At 40.8% G+C, this 18376-nt stretch carries 12 protein-coding genes; 5 read left to right on the plus strand and 7 right to left on the minus strand.

Annotated elements, in window-relative coordinates; genetic code table 11:
* Positions 1–217 precede the first annotated feature (217 nt).
* A complete protein-coding gene (locus dnm_RS25475) occupies positions 218–1885 on the plus strand; it encodes a hypothetical protein (protein ID WP_207679701.1) in 1668 nt (555 codons plus the stop codon).
* On the opposite strand, the gene dnm_RS25480 is transcribed toward dnm_RS25475, so the two are convergent.
* Both dnm_RS25480 and dnm_RS25485 read right to left on the minus strand, forming a co-directional pair.
* Positions 1886–4576 carry a tetratricopeptide repeat protein gene (locus dnm_RS25480; protein ID WP_207679702.1) on the minus strand — a complete coding sequence of 897 codons (2691 nt, stop codon included), beginning with the start codon at positions 4574–4576 and terminating at the stop codon, positions 1886–1888.
* A 590-nt stretch (positions 4577–5166) separates the two neighbouring features.
* Positions 5167–6060: a hypothetical protein gene (locus dnm_RS25485; protein ID WP_207679703.1), complete on the minus strand. Its 894-nt coding sequence runs from the start codon at positions 6058–6060 to the stop codon at positions 5167–5169.
* A gap of 850 nt (positions 6061–6910) precedes the next feature.
* Here dnm_RS25485 and dnm_RS25490 point away from each other — a divergent pair.
* From dnm_RS25490 to dnm_RS25505, 4 genes are all read left to right on the plus strand, one after another.
* Positions 6911–7282, plus strand: a complete 372-nt coding sequence (locus dnm_RS25490; protein WP_207679704.1) for a response regulator — start codon at positions 6911–6913, stop codon at positions 7280–7282.
* 78 nt (positions 7283–7360) lie between these two features.
* Positions 7361–9040: a sensor histidine kinase gene (locus tag dnm_RS25495; protein WP_207679705.1), complete on the plus strand. Its 1680-nt coding sequence runs from the start codon at positions 7361–7363 to the stop codon at positions 9038–9040.
* 116 nt (positions 9041–9156) lie between these two features.
* Entirely contained in the window at positions 9157–9591 is a 435-nt protein-coding gene (locus dnm_RS25500) for a response regulator (RefSeq protein WP_207679706.1), read from the plus strand.
* A gap of 10 nt (positions 9592–9601) precedes the next feature.
* Positions 9602–9994: a response regulator gene (locus tag dnm_RS25505; RefSeq protein WP_207679707.1), complete on the plus strand. Its 393-nt coding sequence runs from the start codon at positions 9602–9604 to the stop codon at positions 9992–9994.
* A gap of 316 nt (positions 9995–10310) precedes the next feature.
* Here dnm_RS25505 and dnm_RS25510 read toward each other — a convergent pair whose 3' ends face one another.
* The 5 genes from dnm_RS25510 to recJ form a co-directional block, all read right to left on the minus strand.
* A complete protein-coding gene (locus dnm_RS25510; protein WP_207679708.1) occupies positions 10311–12608 on the minus strand; it encodes a FecR domain-containing protein in 2298 nt (765 codons plus the stop codon).
* A 100-nt stretch (positions 12609–12708) separates the two neighbouring features.
* Positions 12709–14511 carry an adenylate/guanylate cyclase domain-containing protein gene (locus tag dnm_RS25515; protein ID WP_207679709.1) on the minus strand — a complete coding sequence of 601 codons (1803 nt, stop codon included), beginning with the start codon at positions 14509–14511 and terminating at the stop codon, positions 12709–12711.
* Between the two features lie 53 nt (positions 14512–14564).
* Complete coding sequence (locus dnm_RS25520; RefSeq protein WP_207679710.1) at positions 14565–15578, minus strand: ribonuclease Z; 1014 nt, start codon at positions 15576–15578, stop codon at positions 14565–14567.
* Between the two features lie 250 nt (positions 15579–15828).
* The gene (locus tag dnm_RS25525; protein WP_207679711.1) at positions 15829–16245 is read right to left on the minus strand and encodes a hypothetical protein; all 417 of its coding nucleotides are present in this window, start codon (positions 16243–16245) and stop codon (positions 15829–15831) included.
* Positions 16246–16385: 140 nt separating this feature from the next.
* On the minus strand, positions 16386–18062 hold the full coding sequence (recJ, locus tag dnm_RS25530) for a single-stranded-DNA-specific exonuclease RecJ (protein WP_207679712.1): 1677 nt from the start codon (positions 18060–18062) through the stop codon (positions 16386–16388).
* Between the last annotated feature and the right edge of the window lie 314 nt (positions 18063–18376).

Consider the following 18376-nt stretch of genomic DNA (forward strand, 5'->3'; position numbering starts at 1 on the left):
GCGGTTTGTTAATGCTTTGTCTGAAGAGTGTTAATTTTGAAAAAAAATTAACACTGAAGATTTGAAATGTCAATGTCAAACAATATCTTTATATTTCAGCAGGATTCATTTTTAAAAAATAGTTGAAATCAAGAGGAATATAGAGTAACAGAGAAGAATGTGTCTGAATATCTGAATTTGGAAAAATTTCTTATCTATGTGTTAATTTAAGGTAAAAATGAATAATAACGATATAGAATCAAAATTAAAAAAAATTACAGAAGATGAACTTATTATTCTTGCTCAGATGCTTGGTATAAAAATAAATTTTCCTTTCTTTCCGAAAAAACCAGACCTTATTAAAGCGATTCTTGGCAAAAATAAAAAAGAAGTTGAAAAATGTTTAAATCTGATTTTTATATTAAGAGCAGCAGATACGCACTGGCTCACGAAAACATTTGAGTTTGAACTGGGTATAAGAAAGGAAACTTCTGCTGAGAAAGCCTCGGAAATTTTTTCAAAAGAAAATATAAAAGTCATTAAAAGGATTGCAAAAGAGGTTGAATATGAAAAAATTCCTAAAAAAATATTCCCCAAAAATTTAAGCGAGATTATCATTGGCGGATGTTTAATTACTTTTATACTATCATTTTATTCAGACTTTGCTTATCTGGCAGCTATTGTAAGCGTCAGTGCACTCGGATTTGTTTTGTTTACAGCCGCATATACCTCTCCGTCAGCTATAAAAAAACAAATAACCATTGAGCATTGGCAGCTTATATCTATAGCCATAGCTGTCAGTATTGTATTATTATTATTTGATACATTATTTAGTAATTATCCTAAATTTGAACAGAAAGATTTTATTAGTAACTGGGCAGGAAATGTGGCAACTGTTATTGGTTTTTTATTTGGTTCCATATTATATTTTTGTGACAGGCAGAAGCTAGAAAATTGGTGGAGAAAACATTCTGGAAAAATTATGTGGAGTATCATTTTTACGGTAGTCTTAAGCTATCTTTATGTTGATAACGGTATAATTGCCGGAAGACTTTCTTCTAATGAAGATGATACAAGTATGGGCAATGTGACAATAAAACTAAGAGGAGCTTCGAGATTTCAGGATTGGCTTTGTTATGATGAACCTTCCCCTGAAGAGATTCGTAAAATTTGTAATATAATCAAAATGGAAGATGGCTTAAATAATAACTGTGATGCTGATTGGTTAAAAAGTGATGAGCTTTATAATAAACTGAAAGAAAAATATGCTAAACGACTCCCTGCATATATTGAAAAAGAATCTGATCCTGGCAAAAAAAACAGATTGATGTTAGAACTAATTTATCCAGATAAAATTCCTATGAAAGAAAAGAGCGGCTGGTTTTATGAAAATTTTGTTAAACCAAATAAGCTATGTGTGACAGAAACGAAAAGCACTGAAAAAGAAGACAACGAACCTAATTTTTCCTTCCGAGCGTTTTTTTTAAAAGAAAAATATGTCACATTTCAGACCAGCTATGAAGGAAAAAATTATTCTGAAGTTAAATCTGTAAAGTTCGGTGGGAAAGATATAAAGATCGAAATTCGGAAAAAACCGTTACAGGGTGAATGGATGTTTGATGGTGGCGATGTTCTTTGGAAAATTGTTCAAGGGGATAAAGATATAACTATCACCCAACTCAAAGGAGATAAAGTCAACGGCTACCATTTTCACGAAAAAAAATTTGATTTAAAAGAAGATAATATTTTCTCATATCAGCCAGGATTAATAGATCAAGGTTATATTTATGACAGAGTGACTATTCGGGGTAACGAAAAAGGTGATATGCTATATGTAGACTTTTATTCTAATGAAAAAAAAGACAACGATCTGTCTTTTACTTGCGAAAGACAAGGCAGTCCTTAATTATTCGGTTATAGTTTGGCTCCAAATTCTTTCCGCTTTTTTTGGTTCAATCAATATTGCCTTATTATTTTTTGGCTCAATGATTCGAGCTAAAGCAAATTCCTTCCCAGTTGTCTCCTCGGAATCGAAAAAAGTTATTACTCTATAGTTTTTTCTGAGCTTAGGATGTTGAAGATCAGTGATTATTACATTATCTTTTTCAACTCCAACAACATTGCCAACCAGCAAAGGGAATTCTACACTGAATTTGTTAGCGATATCTTGGGCCAGCCTGTCTAAATCGTTACCACGAATATAAGTGTCTATAGATGGCATTTTTTCAATAGACAAATCCGTTTTAGCCGTGTCAACCACATTTATTATGACCTCAGTGAAAAGGTGGCCTTTTTTCCTTTCTTTTTTAAAACTCCCTCTGACAAAACATCTGATACCTTTGTCTCTGCAAATATTTTTGAATTCTTGCACTTCTTTCCCATTTTTTTCGTCAGATGTTGTTATTTTATGGTACAAAACCTCATCAATATTCTCCCTACTTATATTGAATCGACACTTTTCCTCTGTACCAAACATACGAAAGCATGAAAGTTTTTCCTTTAATTTTGTCTTAAAATTGGAATCATTCCTCTTCAAATTCAAAGGCAAAATAAAAACACTATATCTCATATTCTCATTATAAGGTTCACATTCTTCTTGCTTAACTGTAACTGATTCACCATTGAATTCAATTTCAGCTTTATCATCAAAGATGCCAGATATAACTTCTTTTGATGTAATCGTGTTGTTTTTTTCTTTTACTTTAACAATTTTAGAAACCTTGCCACCCTTGGGCAAATCAATATAATAAGGAAACTCAACAGCTTGATAATTTTTCTTGAAATCAACGTCTGTATCCCATCTCTTATTAAAACATACTTCATCAAAGCATATTTCTTTTATAAAATTCTGAGCCTTATCCACTACTATCTTAACATCTATTTTATTCAGACGTGATTTTATCTCTTGACACTCGGTCAGATTTATATACAATCCCCTTGATTTGGGGACATATTCTGAGTAAATTTCCTCTAAAATCAGTCTGTTGAGTTTTTTTATTATTTTTTGCTCGTTATCGCTGAGATTTGAAAGTTTTTTATAGTATTTAGAAAACTTACCATTTTTATCTATTTGCTTATAAAGCTGGGCATCTATTAACAGTTTATTAAGAAATTGAATATTATCAATATGTTCAAAATGAATATCTTTCATATCTTTCTTAATTTCGTCAACTAAAATTTGCTCTGATTTACCGTCAACTTTAAATTCCTCCTTACAAAAATCCAAATAATCTCCGGTGTCACATAATTTGCAATCTTCCCTCAATACCTTGATTTCAATGGATGGAGACTTTTTAGCAGGTTGACCAACGAGGCGGTTATCTGCCATCACACCTGCACTGGCGAGTAAAGGAGGTGAACTCTGAGTGGCAGACGGCATCTGAGTAGATATCATCCGATTTCCAAGCCGATCATAAGCTATTAATTCAAGTCGCCGATCAGAGCTGGCTATTGTTGCACTGAAGAAAGCCCTGTTGCCGTCATGCTGGATAGGAATATTTTTTCCATTAATGAAAAGATCAGAAATCCCTGATTCATCCTCAAGAAGACCATTAATGATGATTTTTTCATCAGATGACTGGGCATATCGGATTTCTTCAACTGCAAGAGACGGTCCATAATTATCAACTTTAGCTCTTATCATCTCCGGGACAGCAGATTCCCCCATTATATTCTTCGCCTCCACTTTAACTGTATGCTGTCCCTGTGGAAGATATAATTGTTTTTTAAAAGGCACTTTTCTGTTAAACTGCTCATATAATTCTCTGTCTTCCAAGCTGTTCAACAAAAATACCGGCTCCCCATTAACGCTTATTGACTTTATATAGTTCTCATCTTTAACATAACCGGAGATCGTTACAATATTGTTTCGGGTTTTTGATAAAAGGATTTTATCCTGAGCATCTGTTCCCTTTTGAACAGCATCCATTTCAATTATCGGTTTTGATATTTTTATAGAATTCAGGCCCAGTTTAGTCAGCTTTTCCTGCCCTATTCCATTTTCAAGCAACTCGTTTTTATACTCAACCAAATTTTTATAGACAGGCTCAATGTAAAACAATGCTTTTGCACTGGGCTGTCCATCTGTTTTTTTGCTCTTGTCACCTTCCAAGGATATCATCAGTTCATCCAATGCGTGTTTCATTTTCAGAATTGCCTGATTTTTTTTAGTTTCATTTTCTGCCTGATCATAGTCCTCCTGAGCATGATAATAATAAGCAATCCCCAACTCCCGATGTGGAAAATAATCTATAAAGTGCATTCCATAAGTCCGGGCATCCCACTGATCCTTATACCGCTGTCTGATTGCCTCTGTCAGATCGTTTTCAGCCTCTTCCCAGCATCCGTTTTCCGCAAAAAACAAAGCACGGTTATAATAATGCCACCACCTGTGGCGAAAAGGCCCTTTATATTCAATCAGACCCTTATCGGTCTGAACACAGTCTCTATCCTCGGCTGATTTATCATCACGAATTAGTTCAGCATTTGTTTTCTGGCATTTTGGGGAAGCCGGCAATTTTATCCATTCACATCCTGCTAGGCATAATACTGCTCCTAAAAACACAATAACTGATAAATAAAGCACATTACGAAACATTTGGACACCTCCTGTAAAAAGCATTTTCAGCGAAAAGATCAAATTATAAGTTATAATTATATCAACTTCTGACCAACAGAGCAACAAAAATTTTTTTTATGTTCTTCCTCATGGGCATGATTGAAAAAATGAAACCATTCCAGCGGGAATTTTGTTCCCGCACTTCTCTAACATCCGCCTCATCTTGGGAAGCTCGAAAATGTGCAGACACATGCCTTCTGTCAGGCGGAGGTCAGGGAGATTCCGTTCTCTCAGTTCGAACGGCTATAGTGCCTGACCGCATTAATAATGTAGTGGATTCCTGCTTTCGCAGACTTCGGCGTGAGCTCAGATTTCGGCGAGTTCAGTCGAGTCGTCGAACGGAATGACAGAAAAAAAACTGACCGTTGAGTTAAAACAAAATGTGAACAAAGCGTCTGGCGGAGAAGCTGAGGAATGAACTGGATAAAACAGGAAGTCAGGATGATTGGAGAGTCTCCTGAACAGGATGAGGAGCATGAGAATGCTGAACATGAAACACAGTGCGAAAAAATATCTGTTTCGCCCATTATGTGAGCGAATCTGAAATTCTTCACTCAGTTTGCTTTGAATTATTCCGCAATCAGGTTTTTCCCTGAAAGCAGGTCTATGCCGAGATAGTCGGCGAGCTGATGGATGCCGGGCGTTATCATCACTGCGCAGTCTCGTACAATCTGCACCTGTTCATCTCTGGTGAGGACACGGCCCAGCTTTCTCATTTTATGGCTGGCAGCGGATTCGTACAGAGAGATGCCTTGCAGCGCGAGTTCGCTCAGATGATCACGGAGCTTTCTGGCCTGGGATTTGGTGAGGCCCAGTGTTTTTACGATTTCGGCTTTTACCATGTCAAAGAGTTCTTTGTAACCCGCATTGGTTGCCCCTGCAAAATCTGGCCGGGTCTTACAGGTATCCGCCAAAGTGCTGCTGAAGATCAGACGGTGGCCGACACCTTTCAGACGCATGTCAATCCACCTGTCATCACGCTGTTGTTTCCGATATCCGGCAACAGCCTCTTCCATGGCCTTATCCGGGTTTTCCGCGTTCAGTTCTTCTCGCAGTCTGTCCCGTGCGCCGTCCTTGTTGGTCCGCAGATGATCAGCAAACACACCTGCCTTGGCGAGATAGTCCTTTATCGCCCGGAGCGCGGGGCGATTTTTAGTGACACGGAGGTTCTGAGCGATCAGGTAAAGGCCGTGGTCGTCGGTATGATCTTTCTGATACACACGCCCATTCGGCGCAGTATGAGACAATTGTTGATTTGAAATCAACAGTTGCTTTTGAAGTTTTGCCCATGAGAGTTGGGCTTTCCGTACATCGCATCCTGTGATCCCGACAATCCAATCCTCAATAGCATAAAAATGTTCCCCTTCCACAACATGGAAATTCAGCCTGAACTCCCATTTTTCCGCAACAACAAGAGGCAGAGGGGTACTGTCTGATTTGGCTGTGACATTCTGATCTTTCATAATAAAATCCTTTTTATTTTGAAGGTTGTCCGCTGTGAGGTGGGTGGGGCAGGCCGCACTGGTTTCCAGCTTTTCGGGGACATCTTCCCTAACCCTACAAAACGGATATTTATCATTATCTGTTTTGGATGTCAAATATAACTGATATGAGAAAGAGATGTGAGTTTCAAACTCACATCTCTTTTTCGGAAATCCCGCCAGGCAATCTGAGCTTTGCGGGCAGTGCATCCTGTAATTCCTGTAATCCAATCCTCAATAGCATAAATGAGTCAGGTTATTTTACGGCCAGATAAAATGATTCAAAAAATAATGAAAATTTATTTCCGTTTTTTTTACAACCTGTAAAAAAATGATTCAAAAATGATGAAGATTTATTTCCGTTTTTTTTACAACCTGTAAAAAAAGCTGACACCATTCTGCTGACATTTTTTTTGAATTTTTTGTTTTGCCAGAATTATTAATAATTATTTCAATTTTTTATTAATAATTATGGTCAAATTCCTATCCTGGCACACGGATTGCAATAATTTTGACAGAACTATTTTTTATTAAGGGAATCCCAAAAATTAATATGCCCGTAAAGCAGCCCTGACCCCCCTGAGGGGGTCAGGCAATGCTGTTGACTTAAGAGTAAGCGGGGTTTTCCGATATTTTTTCCGGAGTGCGAAAAATGCTTTTTCGCAGGCGCAAAAATAAAATTTTTGCACTCCGGATTCGCTCGGAATTACCTAAGTCAACAGCATTGAGGGGGTCAGGGAGGCCCGCGTGGATAAATGATTTGTTGGAACATTCCTCAATAAACCAAAGGTTATCTAAACATGACGCGGTCCGTTTAATTAAAAGGAAGGCCGTGAAAAAAGAATTTGAAATACTAATTGCAGATCGAAATCCGCATGTCAGGGAATTTCTCAGACGTGAGATGACAGCAGAAGGTTATCATGTCCGACTGGCAGAAAACAGCCGTCAGGTCATTGAATGGGTGTATCAGCATGAATCACTTGACCTTCTGATCCTGGACCCGGATATGCCCGATGCGGATGAATCGTTCCTGCTGAGGAAGCTGCACAATCGGATTCCTTATCTGCCAGTGGTTATCCATACCTTTCTATCCGATTACACATCAGATAGTCTGAATGCATCCGCTCTTGTGGAAAAGAAAGGAAACAGTATTGAACACCTGAAACAAGTTGTTTTTGATATTTTAAAGAAATCTGAAATCTAATTTACTTAAATCGGGACATCAAATTATTGCTTAATCATATAGTTGAATATCCCTGCCAGACATCTGTCTTAATTCATTATGGAGCAAAATAAAAGTTTAAATACATCGTATTACAGATCCCTGACCAGAAACATGGTTCTGATTGTCATCATTGTGTCATTTACACCTATGATCCTTGTGGGAGGCGTTATCTATGATCAGTTTCATGAATCTTATCATGAAAAAGTTTATGCTCATCTCGAGGTGTTGGTCAAAAAGCATAAACAAAATATAGATGCTTTTCTGAAAGAAAAACTGAGTGACATTCGTTTTTTTTCCGCGGCGTTCAATTTTCAGGAATTAAGCAATGAAGCTTTTTTAGAGGAAAAATTATTAACGCTTCGGGAGGAATATAATGAGGTTTTCGAAGACCTCGGGGTTGTCAATGATCAGGGAATTCAGACCGCTTATGCCGGACCCTTTAAGCTGGTAAAAGCAGATTATTCTGAAGCTGACTGGTTTAAAAGAGCGGTGAAAAGCGAATACTTTATCAGTGATGTTTTCCTGGGCCTGCGAGGTATGCCCCACTTTATCGTGGCTGTTCGGCGCACATGGGAGGGAAAACACTGGATATTAAGGGCTACCATCAATTTTATGGCTTTTAATTCGATTGTGGAAAACCTTCGTATTGGTAAAACCGGCATCGCCTTTATACTGAACAGAGAGGGACAGTTTCAGACAAAACTGCATTCAGGAATTGTATCAACAGAGGGCTGTGTGAATTTTTTAAGGAGCCTGAAAAGAAACGGAGATAAAATACATATTATTGAGAAATGCGCTGATTCCGGAAAAGCAACTATTTATGTGACAGCGTTTTTAAAAGGCGGAGACTGGCTGCTGATATATAAGCAGGACAGGCTGGACGCTTTTTCTGACCTGAAACACTCTCAGATGACCGCAATCCTGATTTTCATCATCGGCGGTTTGTGCATTATTACCATGGCAATTGTATTGTCCAGAGGAATGGTGAGCCGTATGGCAAATGCTGACCAGGAAAAAGAAATGATGAATCAGCAAGTGATCGAAACCGGAAAATTGGCGTCCATCGGGCAACTGGCCGCCGGAATAGCCCATGAGATCAATAATCCTGTTGCCATTATGGTTGAGGAAGCAGGGTGGATACAAGATTTGCTGGAGGAAGAAGACCTTAAGGAAACTGAAAATCTCAATGAATTTCAAAGAGCGCTGAAACAGATTAACACTCAGGGCAAACGTTGCAAGGAAATTACCCATAAATTGCTGAGTTTTGCAAGGAAAACAGATTCCACTGTTCATGATGTTCATATAAATGAGATGATTGAGGATGTTGTCGGACTATCCGCACAGAGCGCAAGCTATAGTAAAGTTGTTATAGATACAAAAATTCAAAAGGACATGCCTTCTGTACGGATGTCTCAGACAGAGATGCAACAAGTGCTGCTTAACCTGATCAACAATGCGCTTGATGCCATGAATAAAAAAGGCGGAACCATTGATATCAGTAGCTGGTCAGAAAATAAACACGTTATAATTGAAGTGTCAGATGACGGCCCCGGCATTCCCGGTGCCAATCTCGCAAGGATATTTGATCCGTTTTTTACGACCAAACCAGTGGGCAAAGGAACAGGTCTGGGATTGTCTATTTGTTACGGTATCATCAAAAGAATGAATGGGGAAATAGATGTGAATAGCGTGGTAGATAAAGGAACCACGTTTCGTATCCGGATTCCCCTTAGTTGAAACTTGAAACTCGAAACTCGAAACTTGAAACTCGAAACTCGAAACTTGAAACTTGAAACTCGAAACTTGAAACCGAAAACTGGAAATTTGTTTTAAATAAGAAAGGAGAACTTAAAATGACTATCGCAAATGTGCTTTTGGTGGATGATGAGGTCCCCTTTGTGGAAACCATGACAAAACGTCTGAATAAGAGAGAACTTGATATTGTATCTGCTTTCACCGGAGAAGAGGCGTTGCAGAAATTGGAAAAAGGCCACAGTATTGAGGTTGTTATTCTTGATGTCAAGATGCCGGGGATGGACGGTGTTGAAACGCTGAGAGAGATAAAAAAAAGATTTCCTTTGGTAGAGGTTATCATGCTTACGGGTCATGCCACTGTTGAAACCGGTATCGAAGGAATGAAACTGGGGGCCTTTGACTATCTGATGAAACCCTGTGATATCGGAGACCTTGTTTCCAAAGTGGGAGAGGCCGCAGCCAAAAAGCGAAGCCATGAAGAAAAGATCATCAATGCACGCATGAAGGAAATTACCAGCCGTCGTGCTTATTAGGGAGGATGTGATGGCCGGGAAGGAGGAGGGTCAGACGGGCCGCATTCAGCTTCTTCTTGTTGATGATGAAGAAGGTTTTGTGAATGTTGTCGCAAAACGAATGGCTAAGAGAGGCATTGACGCTACAAAGTCTTACGGCGGGTCTGAGTCCATTCAGGCCCTCCGAAAACAGGAGTTTGATGTGGCGGTTCTGGACCTGAAAATGGAGGATATGGATGGCATTGAAGTTCTTAAAATATTCAAAAAAATGGATCCGGAGATGCCTGTGATAATGCTCACGGGACATGGCTCGGAGCAGGCAGCAAAAGAAGGGATGGAATACGGAGCCTTCGACTATCTGACAAAACCATGCAGATTGGAGGAACTGATTGAAAAAATCAGAGAGGCGGTTGCCAAGGAATAAATCCGAAAACCTGAATCGTCTGTTTTTATAATAATAAAAATGTTTTTCATTGGTTCTGATGCTTTTTAAATTATGAGAAATAAACATCATATAAAAAATCTTATTGTTTTATATAACATACAAAAAGAGTGAGTTTCAAATGTCGGAATCTGACTTTCACCACATACTCCCTCTGTTCCGGTAATGCGTCAGTTTCCCGCCTCTGTAAGAAGAAGCTGAGAAAACCGAAACAATATCCCCTTTTTGTACAATCTCAGTTTGTTACATTTGTGAAACAGCGTCATTGGGACACAGGCTGTTTATCTTGGAGAAAAGCCTAAAAATCATATTCTTTTTCATTTCCGTAGTAATCTGACAGTTTCACATAACTCAGTGCGATTTTACCTTTGGCCTTTTCAGGCAGATTGATCGTTCCCTGATAGGTTCGCGTGATCTTATTTAATTTTAAAAATCCGGTATGGACATATTCCCCGGCCCGAATTTTAAACTCAGCCGCCTCTTTCAGACCGGACTCGTCTTCGGCCGATATGCTGATTTTTAAGCGTTCCCCGCCGGATGCGGCTCCGGAAGACAATTCAGACTTTATGAACTTCGGGGGGAACTGGTCAAAAATAACTTTCCGGTCTAAAAAGGAAATATTTCCAACCTGATCCCACGCGGTCAGATGAATTGAATTCACTCCGGGACTGAGTTCGACTGTTCCGTCAAACAATGCCTTGGCTTTCTTTTTTGCTGAGAGATTAAGGGCGAGATCACACTGAATCCTTGTACCGTTTAACGAAACAAAACTTTTTTCAGAAACACTTCCGTAGAGATGAATATTCTTGACATCAGATACCGCGGGGGATTCGTTTGTGAGACGGATTTCAGGAGGCTGTTTGTCAATCTCTACAGTAAAGCTGTCCCGCGTGACATGACCGCCGAGGGATGTGACAAGAAGCCTGCATTTTGTTTTGGCTTTTTTCAGCGACAGATTAAGCCGGAACCGGCCGTCATCATCAGCAAAACAACGCGGGCTGAGACTTCCGGGGACTTTGCCATCCGACCGGACGGTAATAACTGTGCCAGGCTCAGTCTGACCGGACAGGGTAAATCCTGATTCTCTCGTAATAAAATGTTTCGGAGCAATCTGAGGTAAATTTGAATCATAACGGATTTCCACATCTCTGTTCGGAGAAAAAATAACCGAACGGCTCAGTTTTGTGATGTTACCTGCTTTGTCAGTTGCTTCCAATGAAATTTTGTTCACCCCTTTTGTCAGGGGACAGTCAAACTTAAATGAGCCATATTCCGAAATCCTGACAGGCTTTCCTTGAAAAGATATGGCCGCGTCCTGTTCAATTTCTCCTGTCACGCTGACAGGACTGTTCACTAATATGGCATCTGTCCGGGGGGAGTGAATGACCACATAAGGGGGTTTGTCATCATTGGTGACTTTGAAAAAGCGTACTTTGCTGTTCTTGCCTGGAAAACCGACGCTATTAACGGCTGATACGCGCCAATAATAAATCCCGTCTTTCAGATGTTCCTGCCTGAAAGCGGTTTTTCTGAGGTTTTTCTGATTGAGAATCACCTTTTTAAATCCCCGGTCCGCGGCAATTTCCACCCAGTAACCGCTGGCATCAGTGACCGGTTCCCATTTTAAAATAATATGATTCTGATCTGATCTGAAAAGAGCAGTTGTCCCATTTACAGGGGAAACAAGAGATGGTCGCGACAGGAGTTTCCCTGATATTGCGGATGATTTCTCACCTTTGCCCGGAACAAAGAATTGGCGATTACCATTTAACAGAATATAGGCATCCCCTTTTGTCAGGCTGACAGTCGGAGATTCTGTGTTTTTTAACACCGTCATCTGCACTTTGCTGATAACGATCTGAGAATTTTCATTGAGACGGACTCGCTTGTTGTCTTTAAACTGAATCTCAGCATATGACTCCGACAAGGTGCGAACTTTTTCACCCTCCATCAATGTGGCGTTCACAGCCAAATCCTTCCAAATCAGATCCGATGGTTTACGGCCCTGAACGCTGCCTTTTCGGTCCTTCAGGAATGCCTCTCCGGCTTCAGCACTTTGGGTCAGACTTTTTTGGATAGCATCTTTGGCTTTTTCCGATGCAGCACGGGCCAGTTGAAAACAGTCATCCCAGTCCCCGCTTTTTCGTCTGGACATCGCCTCGCTATGTAAGTCAATGGCTTTGGCAATAATATCAGGCGCAAAAACCTGAGCCCCGATCTTTGACGCGTTGTCTATTGTCTCCCGAGCTGCTTTAAGTTCGGTTTTGGCTTTGTTGATAATTGTCGGTAATTTTAAAGTCATATTCGGTCTGACATCAGCAGGTGAGTTCAGATTATTTTTTCTCAGAATCTCCATCCAGAGATTCGGATCATTTAAATATTCATCTGCCAAGTCCCTGACATTCTGGCCTTCCCTGACAATAATCGTTTTTATTTCCTGATGTTCTTCCGACGCTGGTTCTCTGACATTCCGGCCTTCCGTGACAACAATCTCTTTTACCGTGTCATTCTGTTCTGACGCGCATAAAAAAAGCGGGAAAAACAGAACCATTAAAAAAAAGCAAAATGCTAAAAACTTCTCGTGTAACATTTTCATAAGTCACTCCTTTTTTGAATTGAGAATTAGAAAATAGCCTGATTTCAAATCCCGAATCTCAAATCCCAAATCTCAAATCTCAAATCTCAAATCCCAAATCTCAATTTTCCACCCTATAGACCTGGATGCGTTTTGATTTTCCTTTCACCTGAATTCTCTGATGTTTCACAATGGACAGAAAACGGGTTTTTAATAAAAATTCAGTTTGTTCAGCAGTGATATGAGAATAGGAATTTTCTGACAGAATGATCTCGCTCGGGCCTGCGTAGGAACACAAACGAGCGCCCAGATTAACACTGTCCCCTAAAATCGTATAATCCATCCGTTCTTCGCTTCCCATGGCCCCCATGACCATTTCGCCTGTATTAATGCCGATCCCTACACGTATGTCCCATTCCGGATGATTTTCATTTAACACTTCAATGGCCTGATGAATATCAACTGCACAAAGAACGGCATTTTTAACCATATCCGGGTCCTGAAAAACAGCAATTAACTCATCACCGACATATTTATCAATATCGCCTCCGTACTGACGGACAATTTTTGCCTGGCTGCGAAGATATGTATTGATCATATTAATTACGATTTCAGGCTCATTTTTTTCCGAAAACGATGTAAAGCCCCGAATATCTGAAAAAAATACCGTTGCAGTTTTGCGTTCGCCCCCGAGCCGGATTCCGCCATTATCAGCCCGTTTGATTGCATCCATGGTCTGATCGGAGACAAATTTTTCCAGTTGGAAACGCTCACGCAGCCCTTCTGTCATTTTATTTATCCGTTCTCCCAACTCACTGATCTCATCCTTTAAAAAACGCTTTGAAACTCGCTCTGATACTTGGGTATTGAAATTCCCCTCTCCGACATCCCGGGCCACTTTCCCGATTTCAAGAACAGGCTGACTTATGCGCTTGGAAAAGATGACAGACACGATGACCGCAATTACCAATCCGATCACGGCCAGCCCAAAGAGCGTATTCTGCATTTTGCTGACAGCGATGTAAGCTTTTAGCATGTCCTTTTCCACGATCACTGTCCAGTTAAAATTTGAGGGAAATGTATAACCGGCCAACATTTTTTTTCCAGAAGGAGTGACATAAGGGGTCACACCCGTAATCGGTGTTCCCGCGTTTAAAAGGTTTTTGGTGATCTGAACAATTTTATAATCACTTAAAGTGGTCTGATTCTCGTCAAATATGCGCATTCCCCGGCTGTTCAGCAGTATGATATTTCCATTCTTATTGAAAGGATGGCGATCAATATTTTCTTTGATTCGGTCAAGTTTGATTCTGGCGGATAATATAGCTTTCCGGTCGGAAATTTTTTTCAGAGGAATAATGACAGAAATCAGCCACACCCCGATTTCAGGAATATATTCCGGATCGCTGGTGATAATCCCGCTATCCGGTTCTTTCCGGAGCGATGACGGATCACAAGACAAAACAGTCTGGTGGTCTGACTTTTGTTTTTGAAGGCTTCTGATTTGTTCAGGTGTCAGGGTAAGAACAGTCACAGGATCCAATGCCGCCTCATATAACCGGGACGTAAAACTGTCCTGGGTAATTAAAGCAGGAGCTGCGGTTCCTTCAATCGTAACTTGCAGGGATACAATATCAGCAACATCTCCTATGTTTGAAAGAACCGACATTTTTTCCGAGGACCCGAGTTCCTCACTCTCCACAACCCGTTTCATCATTAACAACGGAGACAACCATGTATGGGTACAGAGGTTGTCAATGCTTTGAGCAAGCTGTTCAGCAGTTACAATCAGCTCATCATTGAGAAAACTCTTCAGTTCATCCCGGGTAATACGGATCATAAAATGACCGGCAAATACCAGGGGAATCAATGCCAGAATAACGGAAAAAAAGAGCAGTTTTTTGCGTAAGGTAAATTTTAACATAATTTTTTTATCAACAGTCAGTTGTCATCTGTGATTTGACAGTTGACAGCTGACTACTGGTAACGGGTCTCTGAAGCTGCTTGTTCTGCCTCTTTTCGTAAAATATGTTCCAGGCCGGTATGTCTCGGAGAGAAATGGAATAACGTGAATTGCTTTACATTTGCCCTGGCTGCGATGACACCTGCCTGCCAGGCGGTGAGATGATATTTCTGCCTTGCGATATCTCTGTCTTTTTCAAGAAACGTCCCTTCAATAAACAGTTGATCCGAATCCTTCGCGAACTCAGTTATTTTCGCGGCATTGGACGGGTTATAAACAACATCTGTGATATATGTGATTTTCTGACCCGGGGTGATGATGGCGATTCGGTCCGTAAGTTCACCAAGGAGAAATTTTTTTTTCAGGATATTTTTTTTTCCGATCCTGACCTCAAACACCGAATCAGGATCCTGACTGTTAAACAATGCCTGTTTAAAAACTTTCAGCCAGGGACCGATATCAAGTCCCAAATCAGCAAGATTTTCTTTTATGATATTCACATGAAACCGCTCTTTCATGCTGAATCCGAGGCAGGGAATCCGGTGATCAAGTATCACCGTGGAAACAGACAATGCAGGTTCTTTAAGCAAAATCTTGTCAAACGGATGCCTTACGGCTTCCCGGACGGGCTGGAATTTATTATGAAGCAGGTATTCCTGTGTCATAAGACCGGTCGGATGAATCTCCGTGGCCCGCAGGACAAGATGGTTGGTGAAATTTTCCACAAGATTCCACGAATACCCGGCAAGTTTTCCCTCGACATTTTTCAAAAAGTCTTCGGGGCCGTATAAATGAATCTTTTTTTCGCGGCCAAGAAACAGACGCAGTAATCTGTCAAATCCCCCGAAATGATCCATATGCGTATGGCTGACAAACACATGGCTTATTTTGAGAATATCCCTGGCCGAAAGAGAATAAATATCGCCCAGGTCAAAAAGTATGGCACGATTCTCAAAAAGAAAGGAGATGAATAATCCGGGATCGTCAAAAGGTCCGTTAACCAGTCTGGGATAAAAGGAAGGGCGCATTTCGTTGTTAATTTGTTTAAGATTTTTTAATAATAGGAAAAAATATCAGTTGGTAAGCCCTGAGTCCGAAATTTATCCGGACAGGACAGCCCGGTTCCTGATTTGCAGAGGGGTAATGACACAAGGCCGCAACTTCCCCTCTCCGCAGGCTCAGTAATCCCGTGGAACTCAGAAGCATTATATGTTTGTCATGCTGAAAGAAAATTCAGGCATATTTTCGTTACCTGTATTTGCCGCGGGAATTTTTGCCTCAGAGATAATGAACAACCTGCTGATTTATACAAAAATATATATCTTCGTCAGAACCGAAAATATCAATGATATCTCTGTGATTGATAAGCTCTTCCACAACAAATGCCGTAAGATAAAGGCTTACCACGTGCGGTTGCTTCAGAAGATTTCTGAACGGTGCCACCTGATAATCAATGTCAAAGTCTTCAGCATGGCTTAATTTATCCAGGCATCGCCATATCTGTTCCTCAAGACCGTTTTTATTGTGAGTTTCCACAAGATCATTTTCAAGCAGTTTCATGGCGACGGCATTGCTTAACGGATCAATACAATCTTTAATTCCTTTGATCGCCTTACGTCGCGCATGTTCTTTTGATGATTCGATTTTTGACAAAATACTTGCTTCGCGTGTGCTTGGCCGGAATACCTTTGCCATAGCCCCCCCTTTTTTTTTCTCAATGAAATTAGGTGAATGTGTTAAAAAACAATTTTATTCCTGATTAAGTACAATATAATCTTATTGGGTTGCAAGAAAATTTATTTGTGATTTGTGATTTGTGATTTGTGATTTATCACTTATATTTCTTCAACAATAAGTTGTGCTGTTTTTCTGCCGTTCCAGCGGTTCCAGCCCAGCCGGAATGCCATTTGGTCAAAATGCTGTCTGAGCCCCTTGTCTGTGTCAATGTTGAAATGAATCGCGTTAATGGCTTTGGTGGATCTGCCTGAAACCTGCTGTCTTAACGTCATACGTCTGTGGTTTTCACCGACAATTTTTGAAGATGCGACGCTGATATTTCTGGCAATAAAAAGCGGTTCCGGATTGCCTTCGCCATAAGGAGCCAGAGATTCCAGCTCGTCAATGAGTTCATCTGAAATATTATCAAAATCAAGTTCATAATCAATTGAAATGGTCTGTAAAAAATCACCAGGTTCGCTTGCTTCCCGAACAGCGGTCTCAAAATGTTCCTGAAACTGACTGACATTATCCGCTTTTATTGTCAGTCCGGCCGCCATTGAATGCCCTCCGAAAAATTGCAGATCATCTGAACACGCCACAAGCCCTGCATGAAGATCAATCCCGGGGATACTCCTGCCTGACCCTTTTCCAAGACCGTTTCTTGTTGAAATCAGAATCACAGGCCGGTAATATCTTTCCACAATCTTGGATGCGACAATTCCGAGGACCCCTTCATGCCATCCGGGATGTGACAAAACCAGCGAATGCTGCCGGAGCAGATGCGGGTATTCTTTTAAGTATTCAAGGATTTCCTCAACCATGTCTTTTTCGATTTCCTGCCGTTTCTGGTTCATTTGGTTGAGTGTCCGGGCGATTTGTTTTGCAGTCTCAGCATCGTCTGTTGTCAGGAGTCTGACAGCGGTTTTGGCATGGCCCATCCTGCCTGCGGCATTTAACCGGGGCCCCAGTCTGAAGGCAATGTCTTCGGTACGCACAACATTATTGCTGATGCCGCATGCCTTGATGAGCGCATTGACACCGGGCCGGCGGCCGGAACTGATGACTTCGAGTCCTGTTTTTGAAAGTATTCGGTTTTCATCAACAAGGGGAACCACATCCGCGACCGTTCCGATGGCAACAAGGTCACAAAAGTTTTTCAGATTCGGTTCTGAGCGATTCTGCCAGAAATTCATCTCACGCAGATATTTTCGAAGACAGACCAGGAGAAAAAAAGCCACTCCCACACCGGCAAGGTTATTAAACCCTGCGTCACAATCCGGGCGTTTGGGATTGACAATGGCAATGGCTCCGGGCGGGCCGTCGGATATGTTGTGATGATCTGTGATAATGACATCTGTTCCGGAATCCTGCGCCAACTTGACAGCCTCATGGCTTTTGGAACCACAGTCAACTGTGATAATCAGCTTTATCTTATTTGGTACTGCGTAATCTGAAATATGCCCGGACTGAAGACTGTATCCTTCTTTTATCCGATGGGGAATGTAAAAAGACACGTCTGCCCCGGTATAACGTAAAAATTCAAGCAGGACAGTCGTGGCAGTGACACCGTCCGCGTCATAATCCCCGAAAATGAGTATTTTTTCGTTATTTTTTATGGCAGCATAAATACGACGAACCGCGACATCCATATCTTTCATGGAAAAAGGGGGGCGTAAATTGCTGAGTGAGGCATTACGAAAACGTAAGATATCCGATTCGGAAAGCATATTCCGATTTGCCAAAATTGCTGCAACTACAGGACTGCAATTGAGAATATCTCGGATTTTTTTCACAGAATTTATATCCGGTTGCAGGATTTTCCAATTTTTATTCATTATGATATAAGAAATTATAAAATTTTCCCCTGCCTGCTTCGGATTGACAAATCTGAATTTCGGAGATTTGTCAATTCCCTGAGAGTGCGGGGAAATCAGATTTTGTTCTTGTATAAGAAATTAACGCTATGTGCAACTTATAATGCCACGAAGGCACAAAGGCACGAAGTCCCACGAAGGTTCTCTGGGTGTCTTTGTGTCTTCGTGGCATTGTCTGTCCATGTTCTCTCCGGTTAAAAAAAGTTGCACATGGCGTAAATTATAAAACAGGC

Source organism: Desulfonema magnum (assembly GCF_017377395.1).
GTDB lineage: Bacteria > Desulfobacterota > Desulfobacteria > Desulfobacterales > 4be13 > Desulfonema_C > Desulfonema_C magnum.

Excerpts from the sequence above, each read along its gene's own strand:
- dnm_RS25475 (WP_207679701.1), top strand. The coding sequence starts at position 218 with ATGAATAATAACGATATAGAATCAAAATTAAAAAAAATTACAGAAGAT.
- dnm_RS25480 (WP_207679702.1), bottom strand. The coding sequence starts at position 4,576 with ATGTTTCGTAATGTGCTTTATTTATCAGTTATTGTGTTTTTAGGAGCA.
- dnm_RS25485 (WP_207679703.1), bottom strand. The coding sequence starts at position 6,060 with ATGAAAGATCAGAATGTCACAGCCAAATCAGACAGTACCCCTCTGCCT.
- dnm_RS25495 (WP_207679705.1), top strand. The coding sequence starts at position 7,361 with ATGGAGCAAAATAAAAGTTTAAATACATCGTATTACAGATCCCTGACC.
- dnm_RS25500 (WP_207679706.1), top strand. The coding sequence starts at position 9,157 with ATGACTATCGCAAATGTGCTTTTGGTGGATGATGAGGTCCCCTTTGTG.
- dnm_RS25505 (WP_207679707.1), top strand. The coding sequence starts at position 9,602 with ATGGCCGGGAAGGAGGAGGGTCAGACGGGCCGCATTCAGCTTCTTCTT.
- dnm_RS25510 (WP_207679708.1), bottom strand. The coding sequence starts at position 12,608 with ATGAAAATGTTACACGAGAAGTTTTTAGCATTTTGCTTTTTTTTAATG.
- dnm_RS25515 (WP_207679709.1), bottom strand. The coding sequence starts at position 14,511 with ATGTTAAAATTTACCTTACGCAAAAAACTGCTCTTTTTTTCCGTTATT.
- dnm_RS25520 (WP_207679710.1), bottom strand. The coding sequence starts at position 15,578 with ATGCGCCCTTCCTTTTATCCCAGACTGGTTAACGGACCTTTTGACGAT.
- dnm_RS25525 (WP_207679711.1), bottom strand. The coding sequence starts at position 16,245 with ATGGCAAAGGTATTCCGGCCAAGCACACGCGAAGCAAGTATTTTGTCA.